At 69.4% G+C, this 25,502-nt stretch carries 21 protein-coding genes; 5 read left to right on the top strand and 16 right to left on the bottom strand.

Features of this window, described 5'->3' with window-relative positions; all coding sequences use genetic code 11:
- Window positions 1-12: 12 nt before the first annotated feature.
- The 5 genes from RS85_RS08090 to rsmI form a co-directional block, all read right to left on the bottom strand.
- Window positions 13-993, bottom strand: a complete 981-nt coding sequence (locus tag RS85_RS08090; RefSeq protein ID WP_046012928.1) for an ABC transporter permease — start codon at window positions 991-993, stop codon at window positions 13-15.
- A complete protein-coding gene (locus RS85_RS08085) occupies window positions 990-2,654 on the bottom strand; it encodes an ABC transporter substrate-binding protein (protein WP_235282380.1) in 1,665 nt (554 codons plus the stop codon). The genes RS85_RS08090 and RS85_RS08085 overlap by 4 nt, the downstream gene beginning before the upstream one ends.
- A gap of 90 nt (window positions 2,655-2,744) precedes the next feature.
- Window positions 2,745-3,881 (bottom strand): LacI family DNA-binding transcriptional regulator, encoded by a 1,137-nt coding sequence (locus tag RS85_RS08080; RefSeq protein ID WP_052703483.1) that lies wholly within the window; start codon window positions 3,879-3,881, stop codon window positions 2,745-2,747.
- A complete protein-coding gene (locus RS85_RS08075) occupies window positions 3,878-4,516 on the bottom strand; it encodes a class I SAM-dependent methyltransferase (protein WP_046012927.1) in 639 nt (212 codons plus the stop codon). The genes RS85_RS08080 and RS85_RS08075 overlap by 4 nt, the downstream gene beginning before the upstream one ends.
- A complete protein-coding gene (rsmI, locus tag RS85_RS08070) occupies window positions 4,513-5,334 on the bottom strand; it encodes a 16S rRNA (cytidine(1402)-2'-O)-methyltransferase (protein ID WP_046012926.1) in 822 nt (273 codons plus the stop codon). The genes RS85_RS08075 and rsmI overlap by 4 nt, the downstream gene beginning before the upstream one ends.
- Window positions 5,335-5,369: 35 nt before the next feature.
- Here rsmI and RS85_RS08065 point away from each other — a divergent pair, with 35 nt between their 5' ends.
- A complete protein-coding gene (locus RS85_RS08065) occupies window positions 5,370-6,923 on the top strand; it encodes a dolichyl-phosphate-mannose--protein mannosyltransferase (protein ID WP_052703482.1) in 1,554 nt (517 codons plus the stop codon).
- Window positions 6,924-6,937: 14 nt separating this feature from the next.
- Here RS85_RS08065 and RS85_RS08060 read toward each other — a convergent pair whose 3' ends face one another.
- The 3 genes from RS85_RS08060 to RS85_RS08050 form a co-directional block, all read right to left on the bottom strand.
- Window positions 6,938-8,737 (bottom strand): thioredoxin domain-containing protein, encoded by a 1,800-nt coding sequence (locus RS85_RS08060; RefSeq protein WP_046012925.1) that lies wholly within the window; start codon window positions 8,735-8,737, stop codon window positions 6,938-6,940.
- A 47-nt stretch (window positions 8,738-8,784) separates the two neighbouring features.
- Window positions 8,785-9,354 carry an FMN reductase gene (gene msuE, locus RS85_RS08055; protein WP_046012924.1) on the bottom strand — a complete coding sequence of 190 codons (570 nt, stop codon included), beginning with the start codon at window positions 9,352-9,354 and terminating at the stop codon, window positions 8,785-8,787.
- Window positions 9,355-9,431: 77 nt separating this feature from the next.
- Complete coding sequence (locus RS85_RS08050; protein WP_046012923.1) at window positions 9,432-10,268, bottom strand: aldo/keto reductase; 837 nt, start codon at window positions 10,266-10,268, stop codon at window positions 9,432-9,434.
- Window positions 10,269-10,319: 51 nt separating this feature from the next.
- Here RS85_RS08050 and hrpA point away from each other — a divergent pair, with 51 nt between their 5' ends.
- Genes hrpA through RS85_RS08030 form a run of 4 tightly spaced genes read left to right on the top strand, consistent with a single transcriptional unit; the run spans window position 10,320 to window position 17,204 of the window.
- Window positions 10,320-14,240, top strand: a complete 3,921-nt coding sequence (hrpA, locus tag RS85_RS08045) for an ATP-dependent RNA helicase HrpA (protein WP_046012922.1) — start codon at window positions 10,320-10,322, stop codon at window positions 14,238-14,240.
- Window positions 14,241-14,282: 42 nt separating this feature from the next.
- Entirely contained in the window at window positions 14,283-15,227 is a 945-nt protein-coding gene (locus RS85_RS08040; protein ID WP_046012921.1) for an NADP-dependent oxidoreductase, read from the top strand.
- Window positions 15,228-15,256: 29 nt separating this feature from the next.
- A complete protein-coding gene (locus RS85_RS08035) occupies window positions 15,257-16,252 on the top strand; it encodes a Gfo/Idh/MocA family protein (RefSeq protein ID WP_046012920.1) in 996 nt (331 codons plus the stop codon).
- The gene (locus tag RS85_RS08030) at window positions 16,245-17,204 is read left to right on the top strand and encodes an NYN domain-containing protein (RefSeq protein ID WP_046012919.1); all 960 of its coding nucleotides are present in this window, start codon (window positions 16,245-16,247) and stop codon (window positions 17,202-17,204) included. The genes RS85_RS08035 and RS85_RS08030 overlap by 8 nt, the downstream gene beginning before the upstream one ends.
- A 27-nt stretch (window positions 17,205-17,231) precedes the next feature.
- Here RS85_RS08030 and RS85_RS08025 read toward each other — a convergent pair whose 3' ends face one another.
- The 8 genes from RS85_RS08025 to RS85_RS07990 all read right to left on the bottom strand — a co-directional run bounded on the left by RS85_RS08025 (window position 17,232) and on the right by RS85_RS07990 (window position 25,450).
- Window positions 17,232-17,522 carry a Dabb family protein gene (locus RS85_RS08025; protein WP_046012918.1) on the bottom strand — a complete coding sequence of 97 codons (291 nt, stop codon included), beginning with the start codon at window positions 17,520-17,522 and terminating at the stop codon, window positions 17,232-17,234.
- Window positions 17,522-18,529: a sugar phosphate isomerase/epimerase family protein gene (locus tag RS85_RS08020; protein ID WP_046012917.1), complete on the bottom strand. Its 1,008-nt coding sequence runs from the start codon at window positions 18,527-18,529 to the stop codon at window positions 17,522-17,524. The genes RS85_RS08025 and RS85_RS08020 overlap by 1 nt, the downstream gene beginning before the upstream one ends.
- Window positions 18,526-19,380, bottom strand: coding sequence for a sugar phosphate isomerase/epimerase family protein (locus tag RS85_RS08015; RefSeq protein WP_046012916.1), 855 nt, complete (start codon window positions 19,378-19,380; stop codon window positions 18,526-18,528). Before RS85_RS08015 ends, RS85_RS08020 begins: the two co-directional genes overlap by 4 nt.
- Window positions 19,381-19,505: 125 nt before the next feature.
- Window positions 19,506-20,714, bottom strand: coding sequence for a substrate-binding domain-containing protein (locus RS85_RS08010; protein ID WP_046012915.1), 1,209 nt, complete (start codon window positions 20,712-20,714; stop codon window positions 19,506-19,508).
- Window positions 20,715-20,716: 2 nt separating this feature from the next.
- Complete coding sequence (locus RS85_RS08005) at window positions 20,717-21,769, bottom strand: ABC transporter permease (protein ID WP_046012914.1); 1,053 nt, start codon at window positions 21,767-21,769, stop codon at window positions 20,717-20,719.
- Entirely contained in the window at window positions 21,766-22,848 is a 1,083-nt protein-coding gene (locus RS85_RS08000; RefSeq protein WP_046012913.1) for an ABC transporter permease, read from the bottom strand. The genes RS85_RS08005 and RS85_RS08000 overlap by 4 nt, the downstream gene beginning before the upstream one ends.
- Window positions 22,845-24,344, bottom strand: a complete 1,500-nt coding sequence (locus RS85_RS07995; protein ID WP_046013053.1) for a sugar ABC transporter ATP-binding protein — start codon at window positions 24,342-24,344, stop codon at window positions 22,845-22,847. The genes RS85_RS08000 and RS85_RS07995 overlap by 4 nt, the downstream gene beginning before the upstream one ends.
- Window positions 24,341-25,450 carry a Gfo/Idh/MocA family protein gene (locus tag RS85_RS07990; protein WP_046012912.1) on the bottom strand — a complete coding sequence of 370 codons (1,110 nt, stop codon included), beginning with the start codon at window positions 25,448-25,450 and terminating at the stop codon, window positions 24,341-24,343. Before RS85_RS07990 ends, RS85_RS07995 begins: the two co-directional genes overlap by 4 nt.
- Window positions 25,451-25,502 lie beyond the last annotated feature (52 nt).

Raw genomic sequence — 25,502 nt, 5'->3', positions numbered from 1 at the left:
GAGGAAGGATCATCATCGGCGAGTCCTCGGGTCGAGTACCCCGTAGAGGATGTCCACGAGGAAGTTGGCGATGAGCACGCTCACGGTGATCATCAGGAAGAGCGCCTGCATGAGCGGGTAGTCCTGCCCGATCACGGCGTTGAAGAGCAGATATCCGATGCCGGGATAGCCGAACACCTGCTCCACGAGGATGGATCCGCCGACGACGCCGCCGAGCGTGAGCCCGAACCCGGTGAGGTTCGGCAGGATCGCATTGCGCGCCGCGTACCGGAGCGCGATCGTGCGGCCGTGCAGGCCGTTCGCTTCGGCGAAGGTGATGTAGTCGTCGCCGAGCGTGTTGATCATCGCGTTGCGCATCCCGATGATCCAGCCGCCGAGCGAGGTGAGCAGGATGGTCACTGCGGGAAGCACCGCGTGCAGGAGCAGGTCGCCGATGAACTCCCAGGTGAAGCCCGGTGTCGAAGTCGCCGAGTAGGCGCCGGTCGTCGGGAACCAGTGCAGCACGTAGCCGAAGAAGAACAGCAGCAGCAGCGCGGTCCAGAAGTAGGGGAACGTGCTGAGGAAAGAGCCGGTGAGGGTCGGCAGGCTGTCGAGCCACGTGCGTCGGCGCCAGGCCGCGGCGACCCCGATGAGGGTGCCGATCACGAAGGCGAGGATCGTGACGATGCCGACGAGCCCGATCGTGTACGGCAGGGCGGTCGAGACCATGCTCGACACCGTCTGCGGGTAGAAGGTGTACGAGACGCCGAAGTCGAGCCGGACGACCTGACCGAGGTAGGCCACGTACTGGTCCCACATCGATCCCGTCGGAACGCCGAGCTGCGCTTCGATCGCCGCGCGGGTGGCGTCGGAGACCGGGCCGTTCTGCGCGAGCTTGGCGATCGCCGCATCCGCGGGAGAGCCAGGCATCAACCGCGGGAGGAAGAAGTTCAGGGTGACCGCCGCCCACAGGGTCAGCAGGAACAGGCCGAGCTTCTCGAGGACGTACTTCACTGATCGTCTCCGTTCGCGCGCTTCAGGTGGGGGAAGATCCCGAGAGGAGCGTTGTCGTAGTTCTGCGGGATCATGTACGGGTCCTCCTCGGACGGCCAGCCGGTGAACTTGGCATCGTTGAACAGACCCCAGATTCCGCCGTAGTAGAGGCCGATGACCGGCAGATCGTCGTAGACGATGCCCTGCAGCTCCCGCACGATCTCGGCCTGACGTTCGGGATCGACGGTTCCGCGGTACTCCGCGAGAAGCGCATCCGCCTCCTCCGACCGATAGCGCTCGAAGTTGTTCGCGGTCGCCTCGCCCGAGGGCACGTAGAACTGGCTGGAGAGCAGGTTGTTGTAGGCCTGGTAGACGTCTCCGCCGCCCATGCCGCCGATCGCCATCTCGAAGTCGCCGTTGCTGATCGCGCTCTGGTATCCCGCGGGCTGCGGGAGCTTCAGCGAGACCTTGACGCCGACCTCGGCGAGCTGCCGCTGCACGGTCTGCGCGGCTCTGGTCCAGTCCGAATAGCCGTTGGCAGTCGTGATGGCGAACTCGAGCTGCTCGCCGTCTTCACCGACGAGGCGGTCGCCGTCGAGCGTGTACCCCGCCTGTGCGAACGCCGCCAGCGCGGCATCCGCGTCCTGCGTGATCATGCCCTGATCCGGGATGGCGGGATCGAGGTACTCCTCCTGGTTCGGCAGGATGAGGCCGGTCTGCCCTGCGGGCTCCATGTACCCCTCGGATGCCGTCTCGGCGATCTCCTCGCGGTCGAGGGAGAGCGCGATGCCGCGGCGGATGTTCACGTCGTCGAACGGCGCGACCTCGAGGTTCGGCAGCAGCGCGATCACGCCGCCCGGCGGGAACCACCATTTGTTGTCGGGACTCGCGGCGCCCCACGTGCCCTCCACGTCGGAGATGAACGAGTAGGACCAGTCGTAGCCGCGGCTGACGGTGTCGAGCTGGGAGTTCGTGGCGGGCAGGATGATGTGCTCGATCTCGATCTCGTCGGCCTGCCAGTAGTCGGGGTTCTTGTCCACCGAGTACTGCTGGTCGTTGTAGTTGCCGAGCACGAACGGGCCGGTGCCGACGGGGTTCTCGTTGCGATAGGTGCCCGGGTCCTCGACGTCCGTCCAGAGGTGCTCGGGAACGATCATGGTCTGTCCGAGGATCGTCAGCGCCGGGGCGTCGTCGCCCTGCAGGTGGAGGGTGACGGTGTCGCCGTCGGTCTCGACGGTCTCGATATGCTGCCAGGCGCCCTTGATGTCGAGCGACGGATTGTCTTTGAGCATCTGGAAGGTGAAGGCCACGTCGTCGACGGTGAACGCCTCGCCGTCGCTCCAGGTGACGTCGTCGCGAAGAGTCATCACGATCGTGCGGGCATCGGGCTGCTCCCACTCCGTCGCGAGCCAGGGCTGCAGCGATCCGTCGAGATTGTTCATCAGGATCAGCGGCTCATAGATCCAGCGCGATGCCGTACGCGTGTTCGTCAGATACGGGTTGAAGTTCTGCGTGAAGAACGGATTGCCCTTGTCGGCGTTGATCAGCATCGTGTCGTCGCCGATCGAAGGATCGGGCTGCGACGTGATCTGGATGCTGCATCCGCTCAGGACGACGGCTGCGCCGGCGAGCGCGACGACCGCGGCTCTCCGCCAGCGTCGGAACATGTTCGTCTTCGACACTCTGTCCGTTTTCGACAACCTTGTCACCATGCCGCCAGTGTAAGCGCATACATTTCTGCGCCGCAAGCCCCCAGCACCCTGGCGAGGAGATCAGCGAGAGCGCAGAGAGCTTTCGCGGACGACGATCTCGAGGGGCAGACGCACGGCCACGGGGGCGGAGTCCGGCTGCTCCAGCCGACGCGCGAGAACCTGCACGGCGGCTCGTCCGAGTTCGATCATCGGCTGCCGCACCGTCGTGAGCCGCGGACTCGAGAGAGCCGCCGCTTCGATGCCGTCGAAACCCGTGACGATCAGGTCTTCCGGCACCGACGCCCCCGCCGCGCGGAACGCGTCGAGAGCGCCGAGGGCCATCTGGTCGTTGGCCGAGATGAGAGCTGCCGGAAGGCCGTCCGCGATCAGCTTCTCGGCGGCCCGGCGTCCGGACGCGCGGGTGAAGTCACCGCGCAGACGCGTGATGTCGGCGACGGAGAGTCCGGCGTCATCGACGGCTCGCGAGAATCCGTCCCAGCGCTCGATGCCGTCGGGCGAGTCGTCGGGCCCGGCGAGGAAGGCGGGTGCCGCGCCGCCGGTCTGCTCGAGGACCCGTCGCGTGAGCTCCGCCATGGCCTCGGCGTTGCCGACGGTCACATGGTCGTAGCTGTCGCCGCGGGGCGGCCCCGAGAGCACCACGACCGGAATCCGCCGCGCCAGGCGGGCGAGGACATCGTCGGGCACGCTGCTGGCCAGGACCACGAGACCGTCCACACGGCCCGCCATGTCGCGCACGGTCGAGCGGTCGGGGTCGTTCCGCCCGACGCCCACCATGAGCACGAAGCCCTGCTTCCAGGCCTCCAGCTCCGCACCGCGGAGCACCTCGTCGAGGAAGAGCATGGTCGGATGCGGGGGCTCGCCCTCGGCATCCGCCTCCTCGTCGACGACGGTGAACGGAGGGAGCGAATCCGCGGCCGAGGAGAGCACGTCGAAAGCCGGAGCTTCCTCGGCGGCGTCGAACCCGGGGAAGTACAGCCCGAGCACGCCGGTGCGCCGCTCGGCGAGCCCGCGCGCGCTGCCGCTCGGGACGTAGCCGAGGGCGGTGACCGCGTCGAGCACGCGCTCGCGGGTCACCGGGCGCACGGCATCCGGCGAGCGCAGCACACGCGAGACCGTGGCGATCGAGACGCCGGCGCGGTCCGCGACGTCGTACACCGTCGCCGCCTTGCTCACGATCGTGCCCTTCTTTCCCGTCATCGTGCCCAGGGTACCCGGCGCGCGATCAGGGCTCCGTGCGGGCGCGCGCTGATCTCCCCCGGCTCGCGCTCGCGCCGTTCCCGGAAGACGGCCTCGAATCCGGCATCCGTCAGCAGCTCCTCCAGAGCATCCGCCGACCAGGAATACGCCGTCGTCACGGCGTGGCCGAACGGCTCACGCGGCTCGCCGATGAAGACGCCGAGCAGCAGGCTGCCCCCGGGCGCGAGCACGCGTGCGAACTCCGCGAGCACGGCGGGAACGTCCGCGGGATGGGTGTGGATGAGCGAGTACCAGGCGAGGATGCCACCGAGCGACGCATCCGCGACGGGAAGCCCCCGCAGCGAGGCGTTGGAGAACGTCAGGTGCGGGTATCGAGAACGCGCAGCGTCGAGGAAGGCTTCGGAGATGTCGACGCCGGATGCTTCACGATGACCATCGTCGAGGAGATCGGTCCAGTGACCCGGCCCGCACCCGGCATCCAGAAGCCGGCCAGGCGTCGCGTCGCGCCAGCGCGAGATCAGATCACGGTCGCGAGCATCCATCTGCTCGACGCTGCCTGCCATCCGGATGTACTCGCTGGCTCTGGCGTCGTAGGCGCCCGCGATCACCGCGTCCGCAGGATCGGCCCGAGTCATGCCGTGCGGGCCGCCAGCGCGGCCTGGTAAAGATCGCGGGAGGACACCCCGGTGAGCGCTGCGACCTCGGACGCGGCATCCTTCAGGCGGATGCCGTCGGCGACCAGCTTCTGCACCTGGGCAAGGGCGTCTTCCGGCGAGGCGTCCCGACGCGTCGCGCCCTCGATGACCACGACGATTTCGCCCTTCACGCCGTTCTCGGCCCAGGCGACGAGCTCGGATGCCGTGCCCCGGCGCACCTCCTCGTAGAACTTCGTCAGCTCGCGGCACACCGCGATCCGTCGCACGTCGCCGAAGGCGGTGCCCATGTCGGCCAGGGCGCTCGCGAGCCGGGCGGGCGATTCGAAGAAGACCATGGTGCGCGGCTCGGCGGCGAGGGCCCGCAGCACGGAGCGCCGCTCCCCCGGCTTGCGCGGAAGGAAGCCCTCGAACGTGAAGCGATCGGTCGGCAGGCCCGAGATCGCGAGGGCCATCAGCACGGCGCTCGGACCGGGGATCGCGGTCACGGTGACGCCCTGGGCGACAGCCTCGGCCACCAGCCCGTAGCCGGGATCGCTGACCGTGGGCATTCCCGCGTCGCTCATCACCACGACATCCGACTCCGCGGCGAGCGCGGCGATCTCGGCCGCCTTCTGCTTCTCGTTGTGATCGTGAAGGGCGATCAGCCGCGGACGGTTGTCGATCTGCAGAGCCTTCAGGAGCTTCTGCGTGGTGCGCGTGTCTTCCGCCACGATCGTCTTGGCGTTCTCCAGCACCTCGACGAGGCGACGGGAGACGTCCCCGAGATTTCCGATCGGCGTGGCAGCGAGGATGATCACCCGCTCAGCATAGGCGCGTTGTCTAGGCTGGACCGGTGACCGCGCCCGTGCCTCTGCTGCCCGCCCCTGAGGTCCGGCTGACGCGCTACGGGCAGCTCCGCTCCCGGGTGCTGCAGAGCCCGGACTGGGGCCGGGCGATCCGCTGGCTGGCGCCGCTCGTCATCACCGCGGTCGCCGCCCTGCTGCGGTTGGTGAACCTCGGCCATCCGCACCAGATCGCGTTCGACGAGACCTACTACGTCAAGGACGCCTGGTCGCTGTGGACGCTCGGCTACGAGGGCGTCTGGGGCGAGAAGGCCAACGAAGCCTTCCTCACGCTGCAGGAGCTGCCGCTGTCCGACGACGGCGCGTTCGTGGTGCATCCGCCGCTGGGCAAGTGGCTCATCGCGCTCGGGATGTCGATCGGCGGTCCCGACAACAGCGCCGGCTGGCGGCTCGCCACGGCGCTGCTCGGTGCCGGGTCGGTCCTCCTCGTCTACCTGCTCGCGCGGCGGCTCAGCGGATCGGTCGTCGTCGCGTCCGTCGCCGGGACGCTCCTCGCGATCGACGGCCTCAGCATCGTGATGAGCCGGATCGCGCTGCTCGACGGCATCCTCACCTTCTTCCTGCTGCTCGGCGCCCTGTTCATCGTCCTGGATCGCCAGCGGACGATTCCGCTGCTGGAACGACGCGACCCCGAGGCGCCCGACCCGTTCTGGGGTCCGATCCTCTGGCGTCGGCCCTGGCTGGTCGCCGCCGGAGCCGCACTCGGCGCGGCATCCGCCGTGAAATGGTCGGGACTCTACGCGCTCGCCGCCTTCGGCCTGTACGTGGTCGTGACGGATGCTCTGGCACGACGTCGCGCCGGAGTCGTGCTCTGGCCCACCGCCGCCGCGTTCCGGCAGGGCCCGGTCTCGTTCGTCCTGCTGGTGTTCCCCGCCCTCGCTGTGTACCTGGTCAGCTGGACGGGCTGGCTCGTCACCGCCGGCGGCTACGACCGGCAGAGCGACGCGAATCCGCTCGTCGCGCTGTGGAAGTACCACCAGTCGATCCTCGGGTTCCACGTCGGGCTCAGCAAGGGCCACCCCTACGCCAGCCCCGCCTGGGAATGGCCGTTCCTGCTGCGGCCCACCGCAGTATGGGTGGGCACCGATCCCGGCCCGTGCGGCACGGACCACTGCATCGCGGTGATCTCCTCGATCCCCAACCCGCTCATCTGGTACGGCGGTGTCGCGGCATCCGTCTATCTGATCTACCGGCTCGTCCGCGGCTGGATCATCCGTCGTCCGGTCGGCGCCGAGATGGGTCTGCCCCTCGTCGGACTCGCCGCCACCTACCTCCCGTGGCTGATGTTCCCCGAGCGCACGATCTTCCAGTTCTACACGGTCGTGATGATGCCGTTCCTCGTGATCGCCCTCGCGCTGACGCTCCGGATCATCGCCGGATCACGGGACGACCCGCTGCACCGGCGCCAGTCCGGCGAGCGCACGGTGATGATCTACCTGGGCTTCGTCGTGGTCGTCTCGGCGTTCTTCTATCCGGTGTGGACCGGGATGAGCGTTCCCTACGAGTTCTGGCTCATTCACAACTGGCTGCCCGGCTGGGTCTGATCGCGCGCTCGGGGTCAGCGCGCGAACGGGATGTCTCGGGGATCGCTCACGGGCAGCCGGCACACGAACGCCTGGCAGTCGTAGGCGCGTTCAGCCGCGTCTGCCTTGCCCTCGAACAGTTCGAAGCCCGCGGCTGCGAATGCCCGGGCCTGCGCTGGGGTGACGACAGCGGCGACATCGGCGTCGGCCCGGCGGGCGGTATCGGCCAGGCTCCCCGACGCATCCTCGGTGACGACGACGATCTGCCGCGGAGGGTCGACCAGTCCCGAGGCCGCGCGCAGCAGGCTGCCGTGCGCGAAGGGCTGCTCGATGCCGCGCCCGCCATGATCGCGGACCACCGACACGGCGGCCTCACGATACTGCTCCCCCGCACCGAGCCGCCAGGCGGTGAGCGCTGCGCCGGCGACGGCGGCGACCCCGGACGGCAGGTCTCCGTCGGTCTGATCGGGCGAGGCGGCGATGCCATGCTCTGCGAGCTGCGGATCGCTCTGCGGCCCGGCGAGCGCCTGGTCGAGCACCTCGCGGGCGGACGACGCCCAGCGCACCTCACCGGTCGCCACCGCGAGGGCGAACATGCCGTCCGCGAGCAGGGCGAGGTCGGCAACCGTCACCGCGGCGGCCGAGGCGACACCGTCGAGCGACGCCCGCACGAGCCGCCCCGAGGCGTCGCGATTCACGCGTAGCACGGTCTCCGCGGCTTCGACGGCGGCGTCGACCCACGCCGGCTCCCCGAGCCTGGCACCGGCACGCGCGAGAGCGCCGATCGCCATGCCGTTCCAGCCGGTGATGACCTTGCCGTCGACGGCCGGGGGCTCGAGCTCAGCCCGCTCGGGCAGCGGACGCAGGTAGTACCCGCCCTCGTTGCGCGCGCCGTCGATCCACGACTCCGAGTCCTGTGCCGCGCCGAATCCGCCCTCCGGTCGTCGCAGGGAGGCCAGCAGGAATCCGGCGATCCCGCGCGCCGTCCGCTCATCCCCCTCGTCGAGGGCGACGTCGAGCAGCTGCGCGTTGTCGGTCAGCATCCGCTCGTAGTGCGGCACGGTCCAGTCCCGCTGCGTGGCGTAGCGGAAGAACCCGCCGTCCTCGTCGCGCAGCGCGGATTCGGCCATCGCGGCCAGCGCCCGTCGAGCGGATGCTGCGGCGCCCGGGGCCTCGCGCCGCACCAGCGGGCTCTGCAGGAACCGCAGGGTCGTGGCGACCGGGAACTTGGGGGCGCCCCCGAAACCGCCGTGCACCCGGTCCTCGCGGGCGGCGATGGATTCGGCGGCCGTGGCGATCGCGTCTGCCGTCGGGAGGTCGGAGGGCGCGGTCGCGGCAGCGCGGGCGAGCGCGTCGCTGACGGCATCCGCCGACTCCTCCGCCTGCGCGCGGCGCAGCGTCCAGGCTTCGCGGACGGCGGCGAGCACCTCGCGGAACGCGGGCATCGGCTGCCTCGGCTCGGGTGGCCAATAGGTTCCGGCGTAGAACGTGCGCCCGCGCGGGGTGGCGAAGACGGTCAGCGGCCAGCCCAGATTCTGGGTGAACGCGGATGCCGCGGCCATGTACGCCCCGTCGACGTCGGGGTGCTCCTCACGGTCGACCTTCACCGAGACGAAGCCGTCGTTCATGAGGGCCGCGGTCGCAGGATCCGCGAACGACTCGCGGGCCATGACGTGGCACCAGTGGCAGGTCGAGTAGCCGATCGAGATCAGCAGCGGGACATCGCGGCGCTGCGCCTCGGCGAAGGCCTCCGGTCCCCACGGATACCAGTCCACGGGATTGTCGGCATGCGACCGCAGGTACGGGCTGAGGGTGTCGGCGAGCCGGTTGGTCATCCCCTCACGCTACGCCGCTCGCGGGCGCGCGTCACGGGGAGCAGACCTCAGGAGACGAGCAGCTCGACCGGACGCGACGCGGCGTAGCCGACGAGCGGCAGGGCGCGTTCGGCCGCGAGGGAGATGCGCGACTGCAGGATCTCGGATGTGATCTCGTAGCCGTCGAAGTCGGTATCGCTCGCGTAGACGCCCAGCGGCAGCGTGAGCGCCTGGAAGAACCCGAACAGCGGACGCAGCTGGTGCTCGATGATCAGCGCGTGCCGCTCGCCGCCGCCGGTCGCCGCGAGCAGCACCGGCTTCCCGACCAGGTCGTACTGTCCGACGAAGTCGAAGAGGTGCTTGAAGAGACCCGTGAACGACGCCCGATAGACGGGGCTGCCGACGATCAGCAGATCGGCGGTCTCGATCGCGCGGAGCTGCTCCTCGACCTCGGTCGAGAGCTGATCGCGGCGCAGCGCCCCGGCGAGGCCCGGACCGATCTGCGTGAGCTCGATGAGCTGCGCCTCGATCGGGGCCCGTTCGCCGATGGCGGCCGTGATCGCGCGGACGAGGGCGGTCGTCTTGCTCGGCTCGTGCAGGGAACCCGACACGGCGACGACGCGGAACGGAGCTGTCATGCCATCGACGGTACCCACGACGACGCCCCGTGTCGCGAGTGGCGACACGGGGCGTCATGTGCGGTCTTCGCGGGACGTCAGTTGACCTCGTCGGGGTGCGAACCCACGCGTCCGGACCCGTCGAGCGGGTCGAGAGCGTCGATCGCCGCGACCTCGTCGTCGGTCAGCGTGAAGCCGAACACGTCGAGGTTCTCGCGCAGGCGCTCGGCGCGCACCGACTTCGGGAACACGATGATCCCCTTCTGCAGGTGCCAGCGCAGCACGGCCTGTGCGGGGGTGACGTCATGGGCGGCTGCGGCATCCGCCACCGCCGGTGTGCCGAACAGGTCGTACTTGCCCTGACCGAGCGGCCCCCAGGCCTCGGTGCGGATGCCGTGGTCGTCGGACCAGGCCACGACATCGCGCTGCTGGTAGGCGGGGTGCAGCTCGATCTGGTTCACGGCCGGGGTGACACCGGTCTCGTCCACCACGCGCTCGAGGTGCGGCACCAGGAAGTTCGAGACGCCGATGCTGCGGGTGAGGCCGGCCCCGCGCAGCTCGATCAGCTTCGCGAACGCATGGACGTAGTCGTCCTTCGCGGGGGTGGGCCAGTGCACGAGGTACAGGTCGACCTTCTCGAGGCCGAGCTTCTCGAGGCTCTCGGCGATCGCCGCGCGCGGCTCCTCGTCGTGGTGCCGGTCGTTCCAGAGCTTGGTCGTGATGAAGAGCTCGTCGCGGGAGATGCCGGACGCCGCGATCGCCGCGCCCACACCCTCTTCGTTGCCGTAGATCGCGGCGGTGTCGATGTGCCGGTAGCCGAGCTCGAGCGCCTCGCTCACCGCGCGCTCGGTCTCCGCCGGCGGCACCTTGAAGACGCCGTAGCCGAGCTGCGGGATGGAGGTGCCGTCGTTCAGTTCGAGTGCAGGAATGGTCATGCATCCAGCCTATGACCTGTGATGACAGGTGAGTCGATACGATGGAGGGCTATGTCTGCGACCCTCCCCCTGATCTCCTACCCGCCGGAGCTGCCCGTCAGCGCTGCCCGGGAGGAGATCGCCGCCGCCATCCGCGACAACCAGGTCGTGATCGTGGCCGGCGCGACGGGTTCGGGGAAGACGACCCAGCTGCCGAAGATCGCCCTGGAGCTCGGGCGGGAGCGCATCGCCCACACGCAGCCGCGCCGCCTCGCGGCTCGTACGATCGCGGAACGCGTGGCGGAGGAGCTGCAGGTCGAGCTCGGCACGCTCGTCGGGTACAAGGTGCGCTTCACCGACAAGGTGTCGGACGAGACGCGCGTCGCGCTGATGACCGACGGCATCCTGCTCAACGAGATCCACCGCGATCGCCTGCTCACCCGCTACGACACGATCATCATCGACGAGGCGCACGAGCGCTCGCTCAACGTCGACTTCCTGATCGGGTATCTCGTGCGCATCCTGCCGGAGCGCCCCGATCTCAAGGTGATCATCACCTCGGCGACGATCGATCCGGAGAGCTTCGCGAAGCACTTCGCCCGACCACCCCGCGGTGCGGAGACCGAGCCGGTTCCCGCGCCCATCATCGAGGTCTCCGGGCGCACCTACCCCGTCGAGATCCGCTATCGCGCGCAGACCGAGGAAACAGAGGAGACCGAGGACGAGGACGAGGTCTCCGCGATCGTCGCCGCGCTCCGCGAACTCGATCGCGAGGAGCCGGGCGACGTGCTCGTCTTCCTGCCCGGAGAGGCCGAGATCCGGGATGCGGCGGATGCCGTGCGCGGCGCCTACGCGAAGGATCGCTCCCCCACCGAGGTGCTTCCGCTCTACGGGCGGCTGTCGGCGGCCGAGCAGCACCGGGTGTTCGAGCGTTCGCGCGTCGCCGGAGTCCGACGCCGCGTGGTCCTCGCCACGAACGTCGCCGAGACGAGCCTCACGGTTCCCGGCATCCGCTACGTGATCGACACGGGCACGGCACGCATCTCGCGCTACAGCAACCGCTCGAAGGTGCAGCAGCTGCCGATAGAGGCGATCTCGCAGGCCTCAGCCAACCAGCGCGCCGGTCGCGCGGGACGCACGAGCGATGGCATCGCCATCCGCCTCTACTCCGAGGAGGACTTCGACAAGCGTCCGGAGTTCACCGAACCCGAGATCCTGCGCACCTCGCTCGCCTCGGTCATCCTGCAGATGCTGTCGCTCGGCTTCGGCGACATCACGGCCTTCCCGTTCCTCACCCCGCCCGACTCCCGCGGCGTGAAGGCGGCCTTCGACCTGCTCACCGAGCTCGGCGCGGTGGAGCCGTCGCGTCGCGACGGAGCACCGCACCTGACCCGCGTGGGTCGCGACATCTCACGGATGCCGATCGATCCGCGGTTCGCGCGCATGCTGATCGAGGCCCGGCGCCACGGGGTCACCTCCGACCTGCTGCCCATCGTGTCGGGTCTGACGATCCAGGACGTGCGCGAGCGACCGGAGGAGCGCCGCGAAGAGGCCGACCGTCTGCACGCGCGCTTCGCCGACCCGACCAGCGACTTCCTCACCCTGCTGAACCTCTGGAACCACCTGCGCGAGCAGCAGCGCGAGCTCGGATCGAGCGCGTTCCGGCGGCTGTGCCGCTCGGAGTATCTGAATTACGTGCGCGTGCGCGAGTGGTTCGACGTGCATCGGCAGCTCAGCACTCTGGTGAAGAGCGCGGAGAAGGAGGGCGCGAGCGACCCGGATGCGATCCATCGGGCCGTGCTGTCCGGCCTGCTCTCGCAGATCGGCATCCTCGACGAGCGCACGGCACCGGCGGGCAAGTCCCATTCCCCCGCGAAGGAGCCGAAGGGACGCCGCATCGCCGAGTACCGCGGCGCGCGCGGCATCCGCTTCTCGATCTTCCCCGGCTCGGCGCTCCGCAAGAAGAGCCCGCAGGCGGTCATGGCGGCCGAGATCGTCGAGACCTCGCGCACGTTCGCGCGGACTGTCGCCGCGATCGACCCCGCGTGGGCCGAACCCCTTGCGGGTGACCTCGCCAAGCGGCAGGTCACCGAGCCGCACTGGTCGAAGGATTCCGGCGCCGCCGTCGCGTTCGAGAAGGTGACGCTGTTCGGTGTCGAGATCATCCCGCGCCGACGCGTGCAGTTCGCGCGCATCGACCGAGCGGCATCACGCGAGCTGTTCGTGCGGCACGCGCTCGTCGAGGGCGAATGGGATCCGACGCGCATCGACAAGCGGGTCAGCGCGTTCTGGCGCAGCAACCACGAGCTGCGCAAGCGCCTCGAGAAGCTCGAGGAGCGGGAGCGGCGCCGCGACATCCTCGCCGGCGACGAGGCGGTGTTCCGCTTCTATGACGAGCGCATCCCCGCCGACGTCTTCGACGTGCGCTCCTTCGAGACCTGGTGGCGCGAGGCGCTGCAGACCACGCCCAAGCTGCTGGTCATGCGCGAGGCCGACCTGCTCGACGACGAGGCGAGGGCCGATCAGAACGAGTTCCCGACGCGGTGGAACCAGGGCGACCAGGTGCTCGGGCTCGCCTACCGGTTCGAGCCGGGAGCCCCCGATGACGGCGTCAGCGTGGTCGTGCCGCTGCCGCTGCTCGCACAGATCGAGGATCGCGGCTTCGACTGGCAGGTGCCCGGGCTCCGCGCCGAACTGGTCACGGGTCTCCTGCGCGCCCTCCCCAAGGCCATCCGCCGTCACGTGGTTCCCGCGGCCGACTGGGCCGAGAAGTTCGGCGCCGAGCTGGCCGACCAGGGTCCCGAGAATCACAATGGGCTCCCGCCGCGCACGCTCAAGGAGACGCTGGCACGACTGATCCAGCCGCTGGCGAATCAGCTGGTGTCGGCGAACGATTTCGAGGACGAGCGGGTGCCGCCGCACCTGCGGATGAACTTCCGGGCCGTCGACGAGCGCGGCCGCGTCGTCGGCAGCGATCGCGATCTGCGCGCCCTGCAGACGGCGCTCTCGGATCGGGCACGCAGCAGCGTGGCGCGGTCGATCGCCGCGCCGACTCGTAACCGGTCGTTGAGCGAGCGAAGCGAGACGAAACGCCCGGCCGCGCCCACCGCGGTGATCGAACGTGAAGGCCTCACGTCCTGGACGTTCGGCGAACTCCCCGAGGTGCTCGACACCCGCGTCGCGGGCGGCGTCGTCCGTGGCTACCCGGCGATCATCGATCAGGGCAAGACGGTCTCTGTGCGCGTCGAATCGACGGCGGATGCCGCGGCGGCAGCGACCCGCAAGGGCGTGCTCCGGCTCGTGCTGCTGGGCGTCCCCTCCCCGTCGTCGTACGTGCAGCAGCATCTGACCAGTCAGGAGAAGCTCGCGCTCGCGGCCTCGCCGTATCAGTCCGCGGCGGCGCTCATCGAGGACTGTCGCGCCGCGGTCGCTCGGCGCGTGATCGACGCGTCGACCCAGGGCGCGGGCATCGTGCGCAGCGAAGCGGAGTTCTCCCGGGTGCGCGACGCGGTCTCGGCATCGCTCGTCGACGAGCTCTTCGCCTGCGTCTCGCTCGTCGCGCGCATCCTGACGAAGTCGCGCGACGTGGAGCGCGGCATCAAGTCGCAGAACTCCCTCGCCCTGCTCGGCCCGCTGAATGGCATCCGCACGCAGCTGTCCGGCCTCCTGCATCCGGGATTCGTCTCCGCGGCGGGCGTCGAGCGCCTCACGCACTACCCCCGTTATCTCGAGGGCATGCTCGACCGGCTCAAGACCCTCACGAGAGAACCGGGCAAGGACCGCGCGCGCATGACCGAGTTCGAGCGGATGGCGACGGCGTTCGAGGATGCCGGCGGCACGATCCCCCTCCCGGCCGATGCACCGCCCGCGCTGGTCGAGGTGCGCTGGCTGCTGGAGGAGTACCGCATCAGCGTCTTCGCGCAGCGTCTCGGCACCGCGCAGCCGGTCTCGCCGCAGCGGATCACGAAGGCGCTCGCCGGCAACGGTCGTTGAGCGAGCGCAGCGAGACGAAACGCAGCGAGTAGCCTGGATCGCATGGCACGCGCGATCGTCTACACCGAGTTCGGCTCCCCCGCAGTCCTGCATGAGATCGAGATCCCCGACCCCGTCGCGGCACGCGGCGAGGTCGTCGTGCGGATCGAGGCCGCGGGCGTGAATCCCATCGACGCGAAGCTGCGCAGTCGCAAGCGCCCGTCGCCGGACATCACCGAGCCGCGCCCGGTCGGCTTCGACGGCGCCGGCGTGGTCGAGTCACTCGGCGACGGCGTCGATGATCTCGCGGTGGGCGACCGCGTCGCGATCCGCGATGCGCTCGGCACCTACGCCTCGGCGCTGGCGATCGCGACCAAGAAGCTCGTGAAACTGCCCGATGCCGTCACGATGTCCGAGGGCGCGGCGATCGGCATCCCGGCTGGCACCGCGTACCAGGCGCTCCGCTCGCTCGGCGTGACCGACGGCGATGTGCTGCTGGTCCACGCCGGTTCCGGCTCTGTGGGCCAGTTCGCCGTGCAGTTCGCCGTGGCCTGGGGCGCGACCGTGATTGCGACCGCGAGCCCTTCCCGCCACGAGCTCCTGCGCGAGCTCGGCGCCATCCCGATCTCCTATGACGCCGGCCTCCTCGAGCGCGTGAGAGACGTCGCACCTGCTCCCGTCACGGTCGTCCTGGACTGCGCGGGCACCGACGAGGCGATCGAGACGTCGCTCGCCCTCGTCGCCGATCGCGACCGCATCGCGACGATCGTTCGGGGGCCGGATGCCGCGTCGTTCGGCATCCGCGCCTTCTCCGGCGGTTCCCCCGTGCCCCTGACCGCGGAGGAGCTCGCCTGGCGGGCCGAGGCGCTGCCGAAGACGGTCGAACTGCTCGCCGCCGGCGACTTCACGATCGAGCTCGGCCCAGAGCTTCCGCTGGCCGAGGCGGCGCAGGCCCATGAGTTGGTGGAATCCGGAGCCGCCCCGGGCAAGATCATCCTCGTCCCGTAGGTCGAGCCGACACCCTCTACGCTGAGATGATGACTGGTCTTCGTTGGGGAATCCTCGCGACCGGCGGCATCGCCGCCTCGTTCGCATCCGATCTGCGCACCGCAGGACTCGATCTGGTGGCGGTCGGCTCACGATCACAGGAATCGGCTGACGCCTTCGCGGCCCGCTTCGACATCGCGCACGCGCACCCCTCGTACGAGGCGCTCGCGGCCGATCCGGACGTCGACATCATCTACGTCGGCACGCCGCATCCGATGCACCACGAGAACGCCCGCCTCGCGCTCGAGAACGGCAAGCACGTCATCGCGGAGAAGGCGTTCACGCTGAACCGCGCCGAAGCGGAGGACCTGCAGCGGCTCGCGGCCGAGAAGGGCCTGCTCGTCACCGAGGCGATGTGGACGCGCTATCTGCCGCACATGGTCCGTATCCGCGAGATCATCGCCGAGGGCACCCTCGGCGAGATCCGCGCCGTCAGCGCCGACCACACCCAGCTGCTGCCGTCCGACCCGGCACACCGCCTGAACGCGCTCGAGCTCGGCGGCGGCGCGCTGCTCGACCTGGGCATCTACCCGATCTCCTTCGTCCACGACATCCTGGGCGCCCCCACCGAGGTCCGTGCCGTCGGTCGACTCATCGAGACGGGTGCCGACGCCGAGGTCGCGACGATCATGACGCACGAGGGCGGCGCGATCTCGACCACCCTCTCTTCCTCCCGCGCTGCCGGCCCGAACGCCGCGAGCATCGTCGGCACCGCGGCCCGCATCGACATCGATCGTGTCTGGTACTCGCCGACCAGCTTCCGCGTCGTGCAGCCCGACGGCACCGTCATCGAGGAGTACGTGTCCGAGGTCGAGGGCCGCGGCATGCAGTACCAGGCGCTGAACGCCGAGCGCCTCGTGCGAGACGGCATCCTCGAGGGCGACATCCTGCCGATCGCCGAGAGCGTCGCCATCATGGGCACCCTCGACGAGATCCGATCGCAGATCGGAGTGCGCTACCCCCGCGAGGAGGCCACTCATGGCTGAGCCCACGAACGCCCGCGTCGCGGTCTACCTCGACTTCGACAACATCGTCATCTCCTGGTACGACCGGGTCCACGGCCGCAACGCCTACGGCAAGGACCGCCAGCGCATCACGGAGCACCCGAACGACCCCGATGTCATCGAGCGGCTCAGCCGCGCGATGATCGAGGTGGGCGCGATCATCGACTACGCCGCCTCCTTCGGCACCCTCGTCCTGACCCGTGCGTACGCCGACTGGTCCTCCCCCGTCAACGCCGTGTACCGCTCGCAGCTCGTGGCCCGTGCGGTCGACCTCGTGCAGCTGTTCCCCGCCGCCGCCTACGCCAAGAACGGCGCCGACATCCGCCTCGCGGTCGACGCCGTCGAGGACATGTTCCGCCTCCCCGACCTGACCCACGTGGTGATCGTCGCGGGCGACAGCGACTACGTGCCGCTGGCGCAGCGGTGCAAGCGGCTCGGGCGCTACGTGATCGGCGTCGGCGTCGCCGGCTCCACCGCCAAGTCGCTCGCCGCCGCGTGCGACGAGTTCGAGGCCTACGACTCGCTGCCGGGTGTCGTTCGGCCCACGAAGCCGGTCGCCGCCGTCGTCGAAGCACCCACGACGGATGCCGCGCCCGAACCCGCCGTCGAGGCGGTGACCGACGCCCCCAAGGCCAAGACCACCCGGCGAGCCAAGTCGAAGCCGGCGGCCAAGGTCGAGGAGCCGAAGCTCGACGAGCAGGGCGAGGCGACGCAGCTGCTCGAACGCGCGCTGCGCCTCGGTCATGACAAGACCGACGCCGACGAGTGGCTGCACAGCTCGGCCGTGAAGACGCACATGCGTCGGATGGATCCGTCGTTCAGCGAGAAGGCCCTCGGCTACCGGTCGTTCTCCGACTTCCTCAAGTCCCGCGACGAGATCGCGGAGCTCGAGGAGACGGGCCACGAGCGCCTGGTGAAGCTGCGCGAGCAGTAGAGCCAGCGCGTCTCCGGGCCTGTGGGCTCATTCCACGAAGTCGTACTCCTGGAAGTCCGCGACTTCGGGCACCCAGCGCTCCGACACGAAGGCGATGTGCGCGGGATGCACGTTGTACGCGTCGTAGGCGTGCTGGTCGGCGAACACCATCGAGAACTGATGCGCGAGGTCGCTCTTCGCGCTCACCTGACGGCGGATCGTGAAGTCGGCGACCCCGGGGATCGACGTCAGGACGGCATGACCCGTCGCGAGGAACTCGCGCTCCTCGGCGGAACCTGCGGGGTGTACGAGGCGGAAGACGACGGTGTGCTGGATCATCACTGGTTCCTGAATGCGGCATCGAACAATGCATCGGGCGTCGGCCACAGCAGCGACCGGACGAAGGCGAGCGCCTCGGGAGCACCGTGCAGGCGGTCCATGCCGGCATCCTCCCACTCGATCGAGATGGGGCCGTCGTAGCCGATCGAGTCCAGCGCGCGGAACGCGTCCTCCCACGGCACGTCGCCGTGGCCGGTCGAGACGAAGTCCCACCCACGCCGCGGGTCGCCCCAGGGCAGGTGCGAGCCGAGCACCCCGGCACGACCGTTGTGAGGACGCATCCGGGTGTCCTTGCAGTCGACGTGGTAGATGCGATCGGCGAAGTCGACGATGAAGCCGACCGGATCGATGTTCTGCCACATCATGTGCGACGGATCCCAGTTGAAGCCGAACGCCTTCCGGTGATCTATCGCCTCGAGCGCGCGCACGCTCGACCAGTAGTCGTAGGCGATCTCCCCCGGGTGCACCTCGTGCGCGAAGCGCACGCCCTCGCCGTCGAACACGTCGAGGATCGGATTCCACCGGGCCGCGAAGTCGTCGAAACCGCCCTCGATGACGGATGCCGGCACGGGCGGGAACATCGCCAGATACGGCCAGATCGACGACCCGGTGAAGCCGACGACCGTGTCGACGTCGAGCTTGCGGGCGACGCGGGCTGCGCGCTTCATGTCGTCGGCGGCGCGCTGTCGCACTCCCTCGGCATCGCCGTCGCCCCAGACGTAGTCGCGCAGGATGGCCTGGTGCCGGAAGTCGATCGGCGCATCGCACACGGCTTGACCGGCGAGATGGTTCGAGATCGCGAAGACCTTCAGGCCGTGCCGGTCGAGGATCTCTCGGCGCGAGGCCACGTACGCGTCATCCTCGTCGGCGCGCCGCAGGTCAAGATGGTCGCCGGATGCCGCGACCTCCAAGCCGTCGTACCCCCACTCGGCGGCGAGTCGCGCGACCTCTTCGAAGGGAAGGTCGGCCCACTGGCCGGTGAAGAGGGTGACGGGACGGGTGCTCATGCGTGCTCCAATGCGCGAAGGGCGGCGATGCTGCGGGCGGCCAGTTCATCCTGGCTCGCGGCGAGCGGGCGCCAGACCGATGCCGCGACGGCGATGGTGGCGTTATCCCCCGTGAAGCTCTCGAGGCCGAGCGGACCGCGGTAGTTCGCATCGTCGAGCGCACGCATGATCTTCGGCCAGTCCGTGTGGTCGTCGCCCACGGCGCCGCGATCGCTGCCGCACACCTGCACGTGCGCGATGGCTGCTCCCGCGGCACGGATCGCCTCGGCGGGCTTCTTCTCCTCGATGTTCAGGTGGTACGTGTCGAGCGCGAGTCCGACTCCGGCCCCGAGCAGCGGCCCGAGGGCGTCGAGGCTCTGCTCGACCGTGTTGAGCACGCTGGTCTCGTACCGGTTGAGGGGCTCGACGGCCAGCGTGAGGCCGAGGTCGGCGGCCTCGGTAGCTAGCGGCGCGAGGTTCTCCCTCAGCTCGCGCACGACTGCGGCGCGCTCTTCCCGGGTCATCCGCCAGGTCACGCCGGTGGGCGCGTAGAACGGTCCGGCCACGACCTCGGCGCCCAGCACGGTCGCGGCCGCGATGCAGGCACGAAGGTACGTCTGGGTCGCCGCGACGTCTCCCACGCGGGAGAGGAGCGACCGCCCCGGCCCCATGGCGCCGATCACGATGGCATCCATTCCGAGGGAGGCGAGGACCTCGCGCGTCAGCTCGGGTTCCCAATCGCCGACGTTCTCGAGCGGCAGCTCCAGCGCCTGATAACCGAGGTCGGCGGCCTTCCGCGCGAGCGGCGCGAGCGTCGCATCCGTGAGCGGCGACGTCCACACCCACGTGTTGACCGCGATCGTGCGGGGCATCCTTCTCCTTCGAAGTCACGCGGCGGACGTTTCGTCTCGTCGCTCCGCTCCTCGCTCAACGACCGGGACTCGGTCGTTGAGCGAGCGAAGCGAGACGAAACGCCCGCACGCGTCTTATCGTGACCTTACGGGATCTGCCGTTCCTGCCACACGGTCGGGTACCCCGGAAGGTCCTCGCCGCCGAACTTCGCGTAGTGGCCGTCGGGCATGCCGTCGTTCGCCTCGAGGTACTGGTCGAGCTCGCCCTCGGTGATCGGCTTCTGCGGCAGCACCCATTCCTTCGGCACCTCGGTGCCCGCGAAGACCATCTGCGCGGCGAGGAGCGGCGTGCGCCACTGGAAGTTGGAGTACACGGGCGCGAGACCCGTGAGACCGGTGTCCTTCCACTTGCGGAGGAAGCTCATCTCGTCCTCACCGGTCATGACCGGGTAGTCCGCGCCGGCATCCTCGAACGCCTCGATCGCCGCGACGGCGCCGTCGCCGGCATCCATCCAGATGCCCTGCACGTCGCCCTTGGCGAGCTCGTCGCTGATGATGCTCTTGATCTCGGCCGGATCGGCGCCGGTGAAGTAGTCCACCGCCTCGATCCCCGCCTCGTCGAAGAGCTTCTCGGCGGCCGCCCAGCGGTGCTCGAGCACGTCGACACCCGGAAGGATGCGGAGCGCCACGACCTTGTCGCCCTCTTCGAGGTTGTCGATGAGGAACTCCGCCGTGTCGATGCCCCAGGCGAAGCCGCCGATCGGGTGGATGAACGAGACGTAGCAGTCGGTGTTCACACCGCGGTCGAACACGATGACGGGCTTGCCCGTCTCGCACGCCCGCTCGACCGCCGGGGTCATCGCGGCCGTGCTGTTCGGCGAGATGAGGAACACGTCGCACTCGCCCTCGGAGATGAAGTAGTCGATGTCCGCGATCTGCGTGTCATCGGAGTCCTGCGCGTCGCGGGTCTCCATCTCGCTGATGGCGCCATCGGCCTGCAGCGACTTGAGCTGCTCGTTCATCGTGATCCAGCCGGTCTGACGCCACGGGTTCGAGATCGATGCGTTGGCGAAACAGGCCTTCTCGGCCCCCTCGCTCGCGAACTCCGCGGTGTCGACCATCTCGGCGTTGATGTGCTGCAGGTACGGCTGGTCGGCCGGACCCTGCGGCTCGACGCCGCGCTCCTCGTTCTGCTTGTCGAAGAGCTCCTGATCGAACCATTCGGTCGTCTCCGCCGACTCTTCGGGACTGTCGGACTCGGCCGGCGCGACGGACGGGTCGGTCGTACACCCGGCGAGCGCGATGAGGCCGAAGAGAGCCACCCCTGCGGTGGCGATCTTCACTGATCGTCGCATTGCTAATCTCCTCTGATCTTCTCTGTGTGGATGGTGCTGGTCATTGCGGGTTCTGGGGTCGTTGCGGGTTCTGGGGTCGCCACGGGTTCCCGGGGCCGCCGGCGCCGCGCCCGGAAGGCGACGGCCGAGTAGGCGACCGCGGCGATGATGATCACGCCCTGCACGGCGTCTCGGAGCGTCGACGGGACGCCGGCGATGTTCAGGAGCATGAAGAGCGCCTCGAGGGCGAACGCTCCGGCGGCGGCGCCGACGATCCAGCCGCGCCCGCCGCCCAGCACCACGCCGCCGAGCACGACGGCGGTGATCGCGACGAACTCGTAGCCGCGCCCGACCGAGGGGTGCACGCCCGCGTATCCGACCAGCAGCACGGCCGAGAGCGAGGCGGAGAGCGACGAGATCACGAAAGCGCGCGTCGTGACCCAGGCGCGGCGCGCTCCGGCGTAGTCGACCGCGACCGCGTTGTCGCCCACCGCGATGAGCGACTTGCCGAGAGGCAGCTTGGTGATCCAGATCCCCAGCGCGAGCCACGCGATGAGGATGAACACCGCCCAGGGGATGAAGTCGAGGAACGGCACGTCGCGGATGCCGCCGCGACCGATCTCCCGGAAGCTGTCGGCCGGGTTCCCGGTCGCCGCCCCTCCCGTCCACCACATCACTCCGCCGAGGAGGGCGAGCATCATGCCGAGCGTCACGATGAACGACGGCACCTTGAGCAAGGTCGTGATCAGTCCGTTCACCAGCCCGACCGCGACGCCGACGACGATCATGAGCAGCAGCACCGGCACGGTGCGGGAGTCGTCCTGTCCGACGAGGTTGCCGGCGATGATGACCTGGGCGGTGATGAGCGACCCCTGCGACAGATCGAACTCCCCCGCGATGATCACGAAGTACTGTCCGATCGCGACGATCGCGATGGGCGCCACCCGCTGGATGAAGCGCATGAGCTGTCCCGGCTCCGCGAAGCTCGGGTTGAGGACCGTGACGGCCACGAGCAGGACCACGAGCAGCAGGAACACCGCTCCCCGAGGGCTGACGAGTGCGCGCAGGGCGTTCATGCGCGGCCTCCTTCCGGCACGGGAGTCGTATCGGCGAGCTGCGAGGCCGCCGCAGCCATCTCGCCTTCGGCGGCTTTCGCCGCGTCGTCGCCACCTGTGCGGGTGCCCCCGGCGCCGAAGCGCGGGCGGCGCCGCACGATGGCCCGTCGGCTGTACACCGCGACCGCGGCGACGATGACGACGCCGCGGACGACATCTTTGAGGAACGGGTTCACCTGCATGACGCTCATGACGCTGTCGACGACCGCGAGGATGGCGACACCGCCGACCGTGCCCCAGATCGAACCGCGTCCGCCCATGAGGAGGGTGCCGCCGAGGACCACGGCGGCGATCGAGAGCAGCGCGTAGCCGCCCTGCTGACCGACCGTCGGGCTGCCGACGCCGAGACGGCTGGCGAGCAGGAGGCCCGCGAGACCGGCGAACACCGAGCACAGCACGTGCGCCGCGATCAGGGGCGGGCGGGTCCGCACACCCGACAGGCGGGCGATCTCGGGGTCGCCACCGACCGCGTAGAGGTGGGCACCGGTGCGGGTGCGGTTCAGCAGGAACCAGACGAGCACGGCCAGCGCGATCATGATGATGGTCGACACGGGCACCGGACCGACACCCGTCGCCCCGATCAGCTGGAACTCCCAGGGCACGGCTCCGGCCGAACCCTCGAAGTTCGTGTTGAGGATGCCCTGCAGGATGAGTCCGGTGCCGAGCGTCGCGATGAAGCCGTTCACCTTGAGCACGGTGACGATGAGGCCGTTGGCGAGGCCGATCCCTGCGCAGACCAGCAGCGTGATCGCGACCGCGGCGGGAATGTTGGCCGGATTGCCGTTCATGATCGTCGCGCCGAGCAGGCTGGCGAGACTGATGACGTAGGTGACCGAAAGATCGAGCGAGGCGCCGAGCACGACGAGCGTCTGCCCGATCGCGACGAGGCCGAGCACGCTCATGCCGGTGAGGACGTCGCGGATGTTGCCGGGGCTGAGGAAATTGCGCCCCACCGTGCCGACGAGGATCGCGCCGACGATGAGGGAGAGGATCAGGATGCCGAGCACGATGATCGTGGAGTCGATCCGGAATCGTTTCATCGCGCACCTCCTGCGCCGGTCGCGGCACCGAGGATCTCGTGCTCCGCGGAACCCGCCGGGAGCTCGGCGACGAGCTCGCCGTCATGCATGACGACGATGCGGTCGCTCATGCCGATGATCTCGGGCAGTTCGCTCGACACCATGAGAACGGCCTTCCCCTGCGCCGCGAGCTCGCGCATCAGCTGGTACACGGCGTACTTGGCGCCGACGTCGATGCCTCGGGTGGGCTCGTCGAAGAGCACGATCTGCGGCTGGGTGAGCAGCCACTTGGCGAGCACCACCTTCTGCTGGTTGCCGCCGGAGAGGAATCGGGCTTCCTGGTCGACGCCGCGCGAGCTGATCTCGAGGGAGCTCAGCACCCCGGGCACCTCGCGCCGCGACGCCGCCGTGCGGCCGGGGAAGACGCTGCGCACCACCAGCAGGGCGTTGTCGAGCACCGACTGGCCGAGCGCGAGGCCCTGCGCCTTGCGGTCCTCCGACACGAGGGCGAGCCCGGCGCGCACCGCCGAACGGGCGCTCGTGATGTTCGTCGGAGACCCGTCGATCCGCATCGCCCCTCGTGTGAAGGCCTGGATGCCGAACACCCCTTCGACGAGCTCGGTGCGTCCGGAGCCCTGGAGTCCCGCGATGCCGACGATCTCGCCGGCGCGGAGGGTCAGCGAGACTCCATCGACGTAGGCGTTGCCGCAGTTCTCGAGCTCGAGGCGGGGCTCGCCGACCGTCGTGCCCTCCACCGCGTCGGGGAAGTACGACTGGATCGAGCGGCCGACCATGCGGCGGACGAGCTCGTCGGTCGTCAGGTCGGCGGTCTCGTCAGTGGAGACCAGCGCGCCGTCCTTGAGGATCGTGATGCGGTCGCAGAGGTCGAAGATCTCCTTCAACCGGTGCGAGACGTAGATGACGGCGACGCCGCGGGAGGTGAGCCGGCGGATGATCGCGTAGAGCAGCTCGACCTCGCGGTCGCTGAGCGCCGCGGTCGGCTCGTCCATCGAGATGACCTGCGCGTCGAACGACAGCGCCTTCACGATCTCGACGATCTGCTGCTCGGCCACGGTCAGCGAGCCCACGCGCGCCTGCGGATCGATGAACGAGACGCCGAGGTCGGAGAGCAGGTCGGCGGTCCGGCCGATCATCGCCTTCCGGTCGACGAAGCCGGCGCGGCGCGGTTCGCGACCGAGGTAGACGTTCTGCGCGACGGTCCGCTCGGGCAGCAGGGTGAACTCCTGGAACACCGTGACGATGCCGGCATCCATCGCCTGCCGCGGGTGAGCGTGTCGCACCTCTTCGCCGCGGTAGGCGACCGTGCCCTCGTCGGCCGGCTGCACGCCGGCGATGATCTTCATCAGCGTGGACTTGCCCGCGCCGTTCTCACCGACGAGGCCGTGCACTTCGCCGGGACGCACGTCGAAGTCGATGCCCTTCAGGACCTCGACGCCGAAGAACGACTTGCGGATGCCGCTCACGGCGAGCACCGGCTGCGTCGTGGTCGCGTTCATGCCGTCACCTCCACCCATCGTCCGTCTCCGGCCGCCGAGGCGAGGACCGCCTCGGTCAGCACGGCGGAGCGGTACCCATCCGCGAAGGTCGGAAGTCCCTCGGGCTGCGCGCCCGCCATCGCCGCGTAGACGTCGGCGACGAAACCGTTGAACGCGTCCTGATACCCCATCGCGTGACCGGCGGGGATACGCTGCAGCCGGGACGAATCCGGATCTGCCGCGGACGGGTCCCGCAGCAGCAGCCGGGACTCCTCGCGCATACCGATCCAGAGCTCTTCCGGCCGCTCCTGCTCGAAGCGGATGCTCTGCCGCGAGCCGTGCAGCTCGAGGGTGAGCGCGTTCTTGCGGCCTGCGGCCATCTGCGAGATGAGCAGGGTGCCGAGTGCGCCCGAGGTGGTCTCGACGAGCACCGCGACGATGTCCTCGGTGTCGACCTCGTGCCCGGCACGCTCGGGGAACACCCGGCGGGTGCGAGCGCTCAGCGCCCGGATCCGCTCGCCGATGACGAACTCGATGAGGTCGCACAGGTGCGAGCCGATGTCGGCGAACGCGCGCGAGGCGCCGCCGGAGGCGGACCGCACGCGCCAGTCGTCATCGCTCGGCAGCAGCATCCAGTCCTGCAGGTACGAACAGTCAAGGGTGAGGAGTTCGCCGATGTCTCCGCGGGCGACGCGGGCCCGTGCCTCGCGCACCATGGGGTGGTAGCGGTAGACGAACGGCACGGCTGCCACGCGACCGGATGCCGCGGCGGCGTCGGCGAGGGTCTTCGCATCGGCGGCGGACGTCGCCAGCGGCTTCTCGCAGACCACGTGCTTGCCGGCGTTCAGCGCCCGGAGGGCGAGAGCGGCGTGCGTGGTGTTCGGTGTGCAGATGTGCACCACATCGATGTCGGCCGCGTCGACGAGGGCATCGGCGTCGACCTCCGCGCGCTCGGCGCCGAGTGCCTCAGCGGCGTGACGGCTGCCCGCGGCGGACCTGGTGGCGACGGCTCGAAGCTCGCCGCCGGCGTCGCGCGCCGCTGTGCGATGCACGCGGGCCATGAATCCCCCGCCGAGGATGCCGGCTCGGATCGTTCCGAGACCGGTGTCTGTGACATCCGTTGTCATGTCGGCGATTCTGACACAGGGCATCCTACTTTTGCTAGCACTTCGTCAAAAG

Source organism: Microbacterium sp. SA39, from assembly GCF_000967865.1.
Taxonomy (GTDB): Bacteria; Actinomycetota; Actinomycetes; order Actinomycetales; family Microbacteriaceae; genus Microbacterium.
Note: the sequence above shows the minus strand (reverse complement) of the source record. Positions and strands in the feature narration are given on the sequence as shown.

Bases quoted from the DNA above. Each gene is read 5' to 3' on its own strand.
- RS85_RS08080 (WP_052703483.1), bottom strand. From the start codon at position 3,881: ATGACGGGAAAGAAGGGCACGATCGTGAGCAAGGCGGCGACGGTGTAC.
- RS85_RS08075 (WP_046012927.1), bottom strand. From the start codon at position 4,516: ATGACTCGGGCCGATCCTGCGGACGCGGTGATCGCGGGCGCCTACGAC.
- RS85_RS08060 (WP_046012925.1), bottom strand. From the start codon at position 8,737: ATGACCAACCGGCTCGCCGACACCCTCAGCCCGTACCTGCGGTCGCAT.
- msuE (WP_046012924.1), bottom strand. From the start codon at position 9,354: ATGACAGCTCCGTTCCGCGTCGTCGCCGTGTCGGGTTCCCTGCACGAG.
- RS85_RS08050 (WP_046012923.1), bottom strand. From the start codon at position 10,268: ATGACCATTCCTGCACTCGAACTGAACGACGGCACCTCCATCCCGCAG.
- hrpA (WP_046012922.1), top strand. From the start codon at position 10,320: ATGTCTGCGACCCTCCCCCTGATCTCCTACCCGCCGGAGCTGCCCGTC.
- RS85_RS08040 (WP_046012921.1), top strand. From the start codon at position 14,283: ATGGCACGCGCGATCGTCTACACCGAGTTCGGCTCCCCCGCAGTCCTG.
- RS85_RS08035 (WP_046012920.1), top strand. From the start codon at position 15,257: ATGACTGGTCTTCGTTGGGGAATCCTCGCGACCGGCGGCATCGCCGCC.
- RS85_RS08030 (WP_046012919.1), top strand. From the start codon at position 16,245: ATGGCTGAGCCCACGAACGCCCGCGTCGCGGTCTACCTCGACTTCGAC.
- RS85_RS08025 (WP_046012918.1), bottom strand. From the start codon at position 17,522: ATGATCCAGCACACCGTCGTCTTCCGCCTCGTACACCCCGCAGGTTCC.
- RS85_RS08020 (WP_046012917.1), bottom strand. From the start codon at position 18,529: ATGAGCACCCGTCCCGTCACCCTCTTCACCGGCCAGTGGGCCGACCTT.
- RS85_RS08015 (WP_046012916.1), bottom strand. From the start codon at position 19,380: ATGCCCCGCACGATCGCGGTCAACACGTGGGTGTGGACGTCGCCGCTC.
- RS85_RS08010 (WP_046012915.1), bottom strand. From the start codon at position 20,714: ATGCGACGATCAGTGAAGATCGCCACCGCAGGGGTGGCTCTCTTCGGC.
- RS85_RS08005 (WP_046012914.1), bottom strand. From the start codon at position 21,769: ATGAACGCCCTGCGCGCACTCGTCAGCCCTCGGGGAGCGGTGTTCCTG.
- RS85_RS08000 (WP_046012913.1), bottom strand. From the start codon at position 22,848: ATGAAACGATTCCGGATCGACTCCACGATCATCGTGCTCGGCATCCTG.
- RS85_RS07995 (WP_046013053.1), bottom strand. From the start codon at position 24,344: ATGAACGCGACCACGACGCAGCCGGTGCTCGCCGTGAGCGGCATCCGC.
- RS85_RS07990 (WP_046012912.1), bottom strand. From the start codon at position 25,450: ATGACAACGGATGTCACAGACACCGGTCTCGGAACGATCCGAGCCGGC.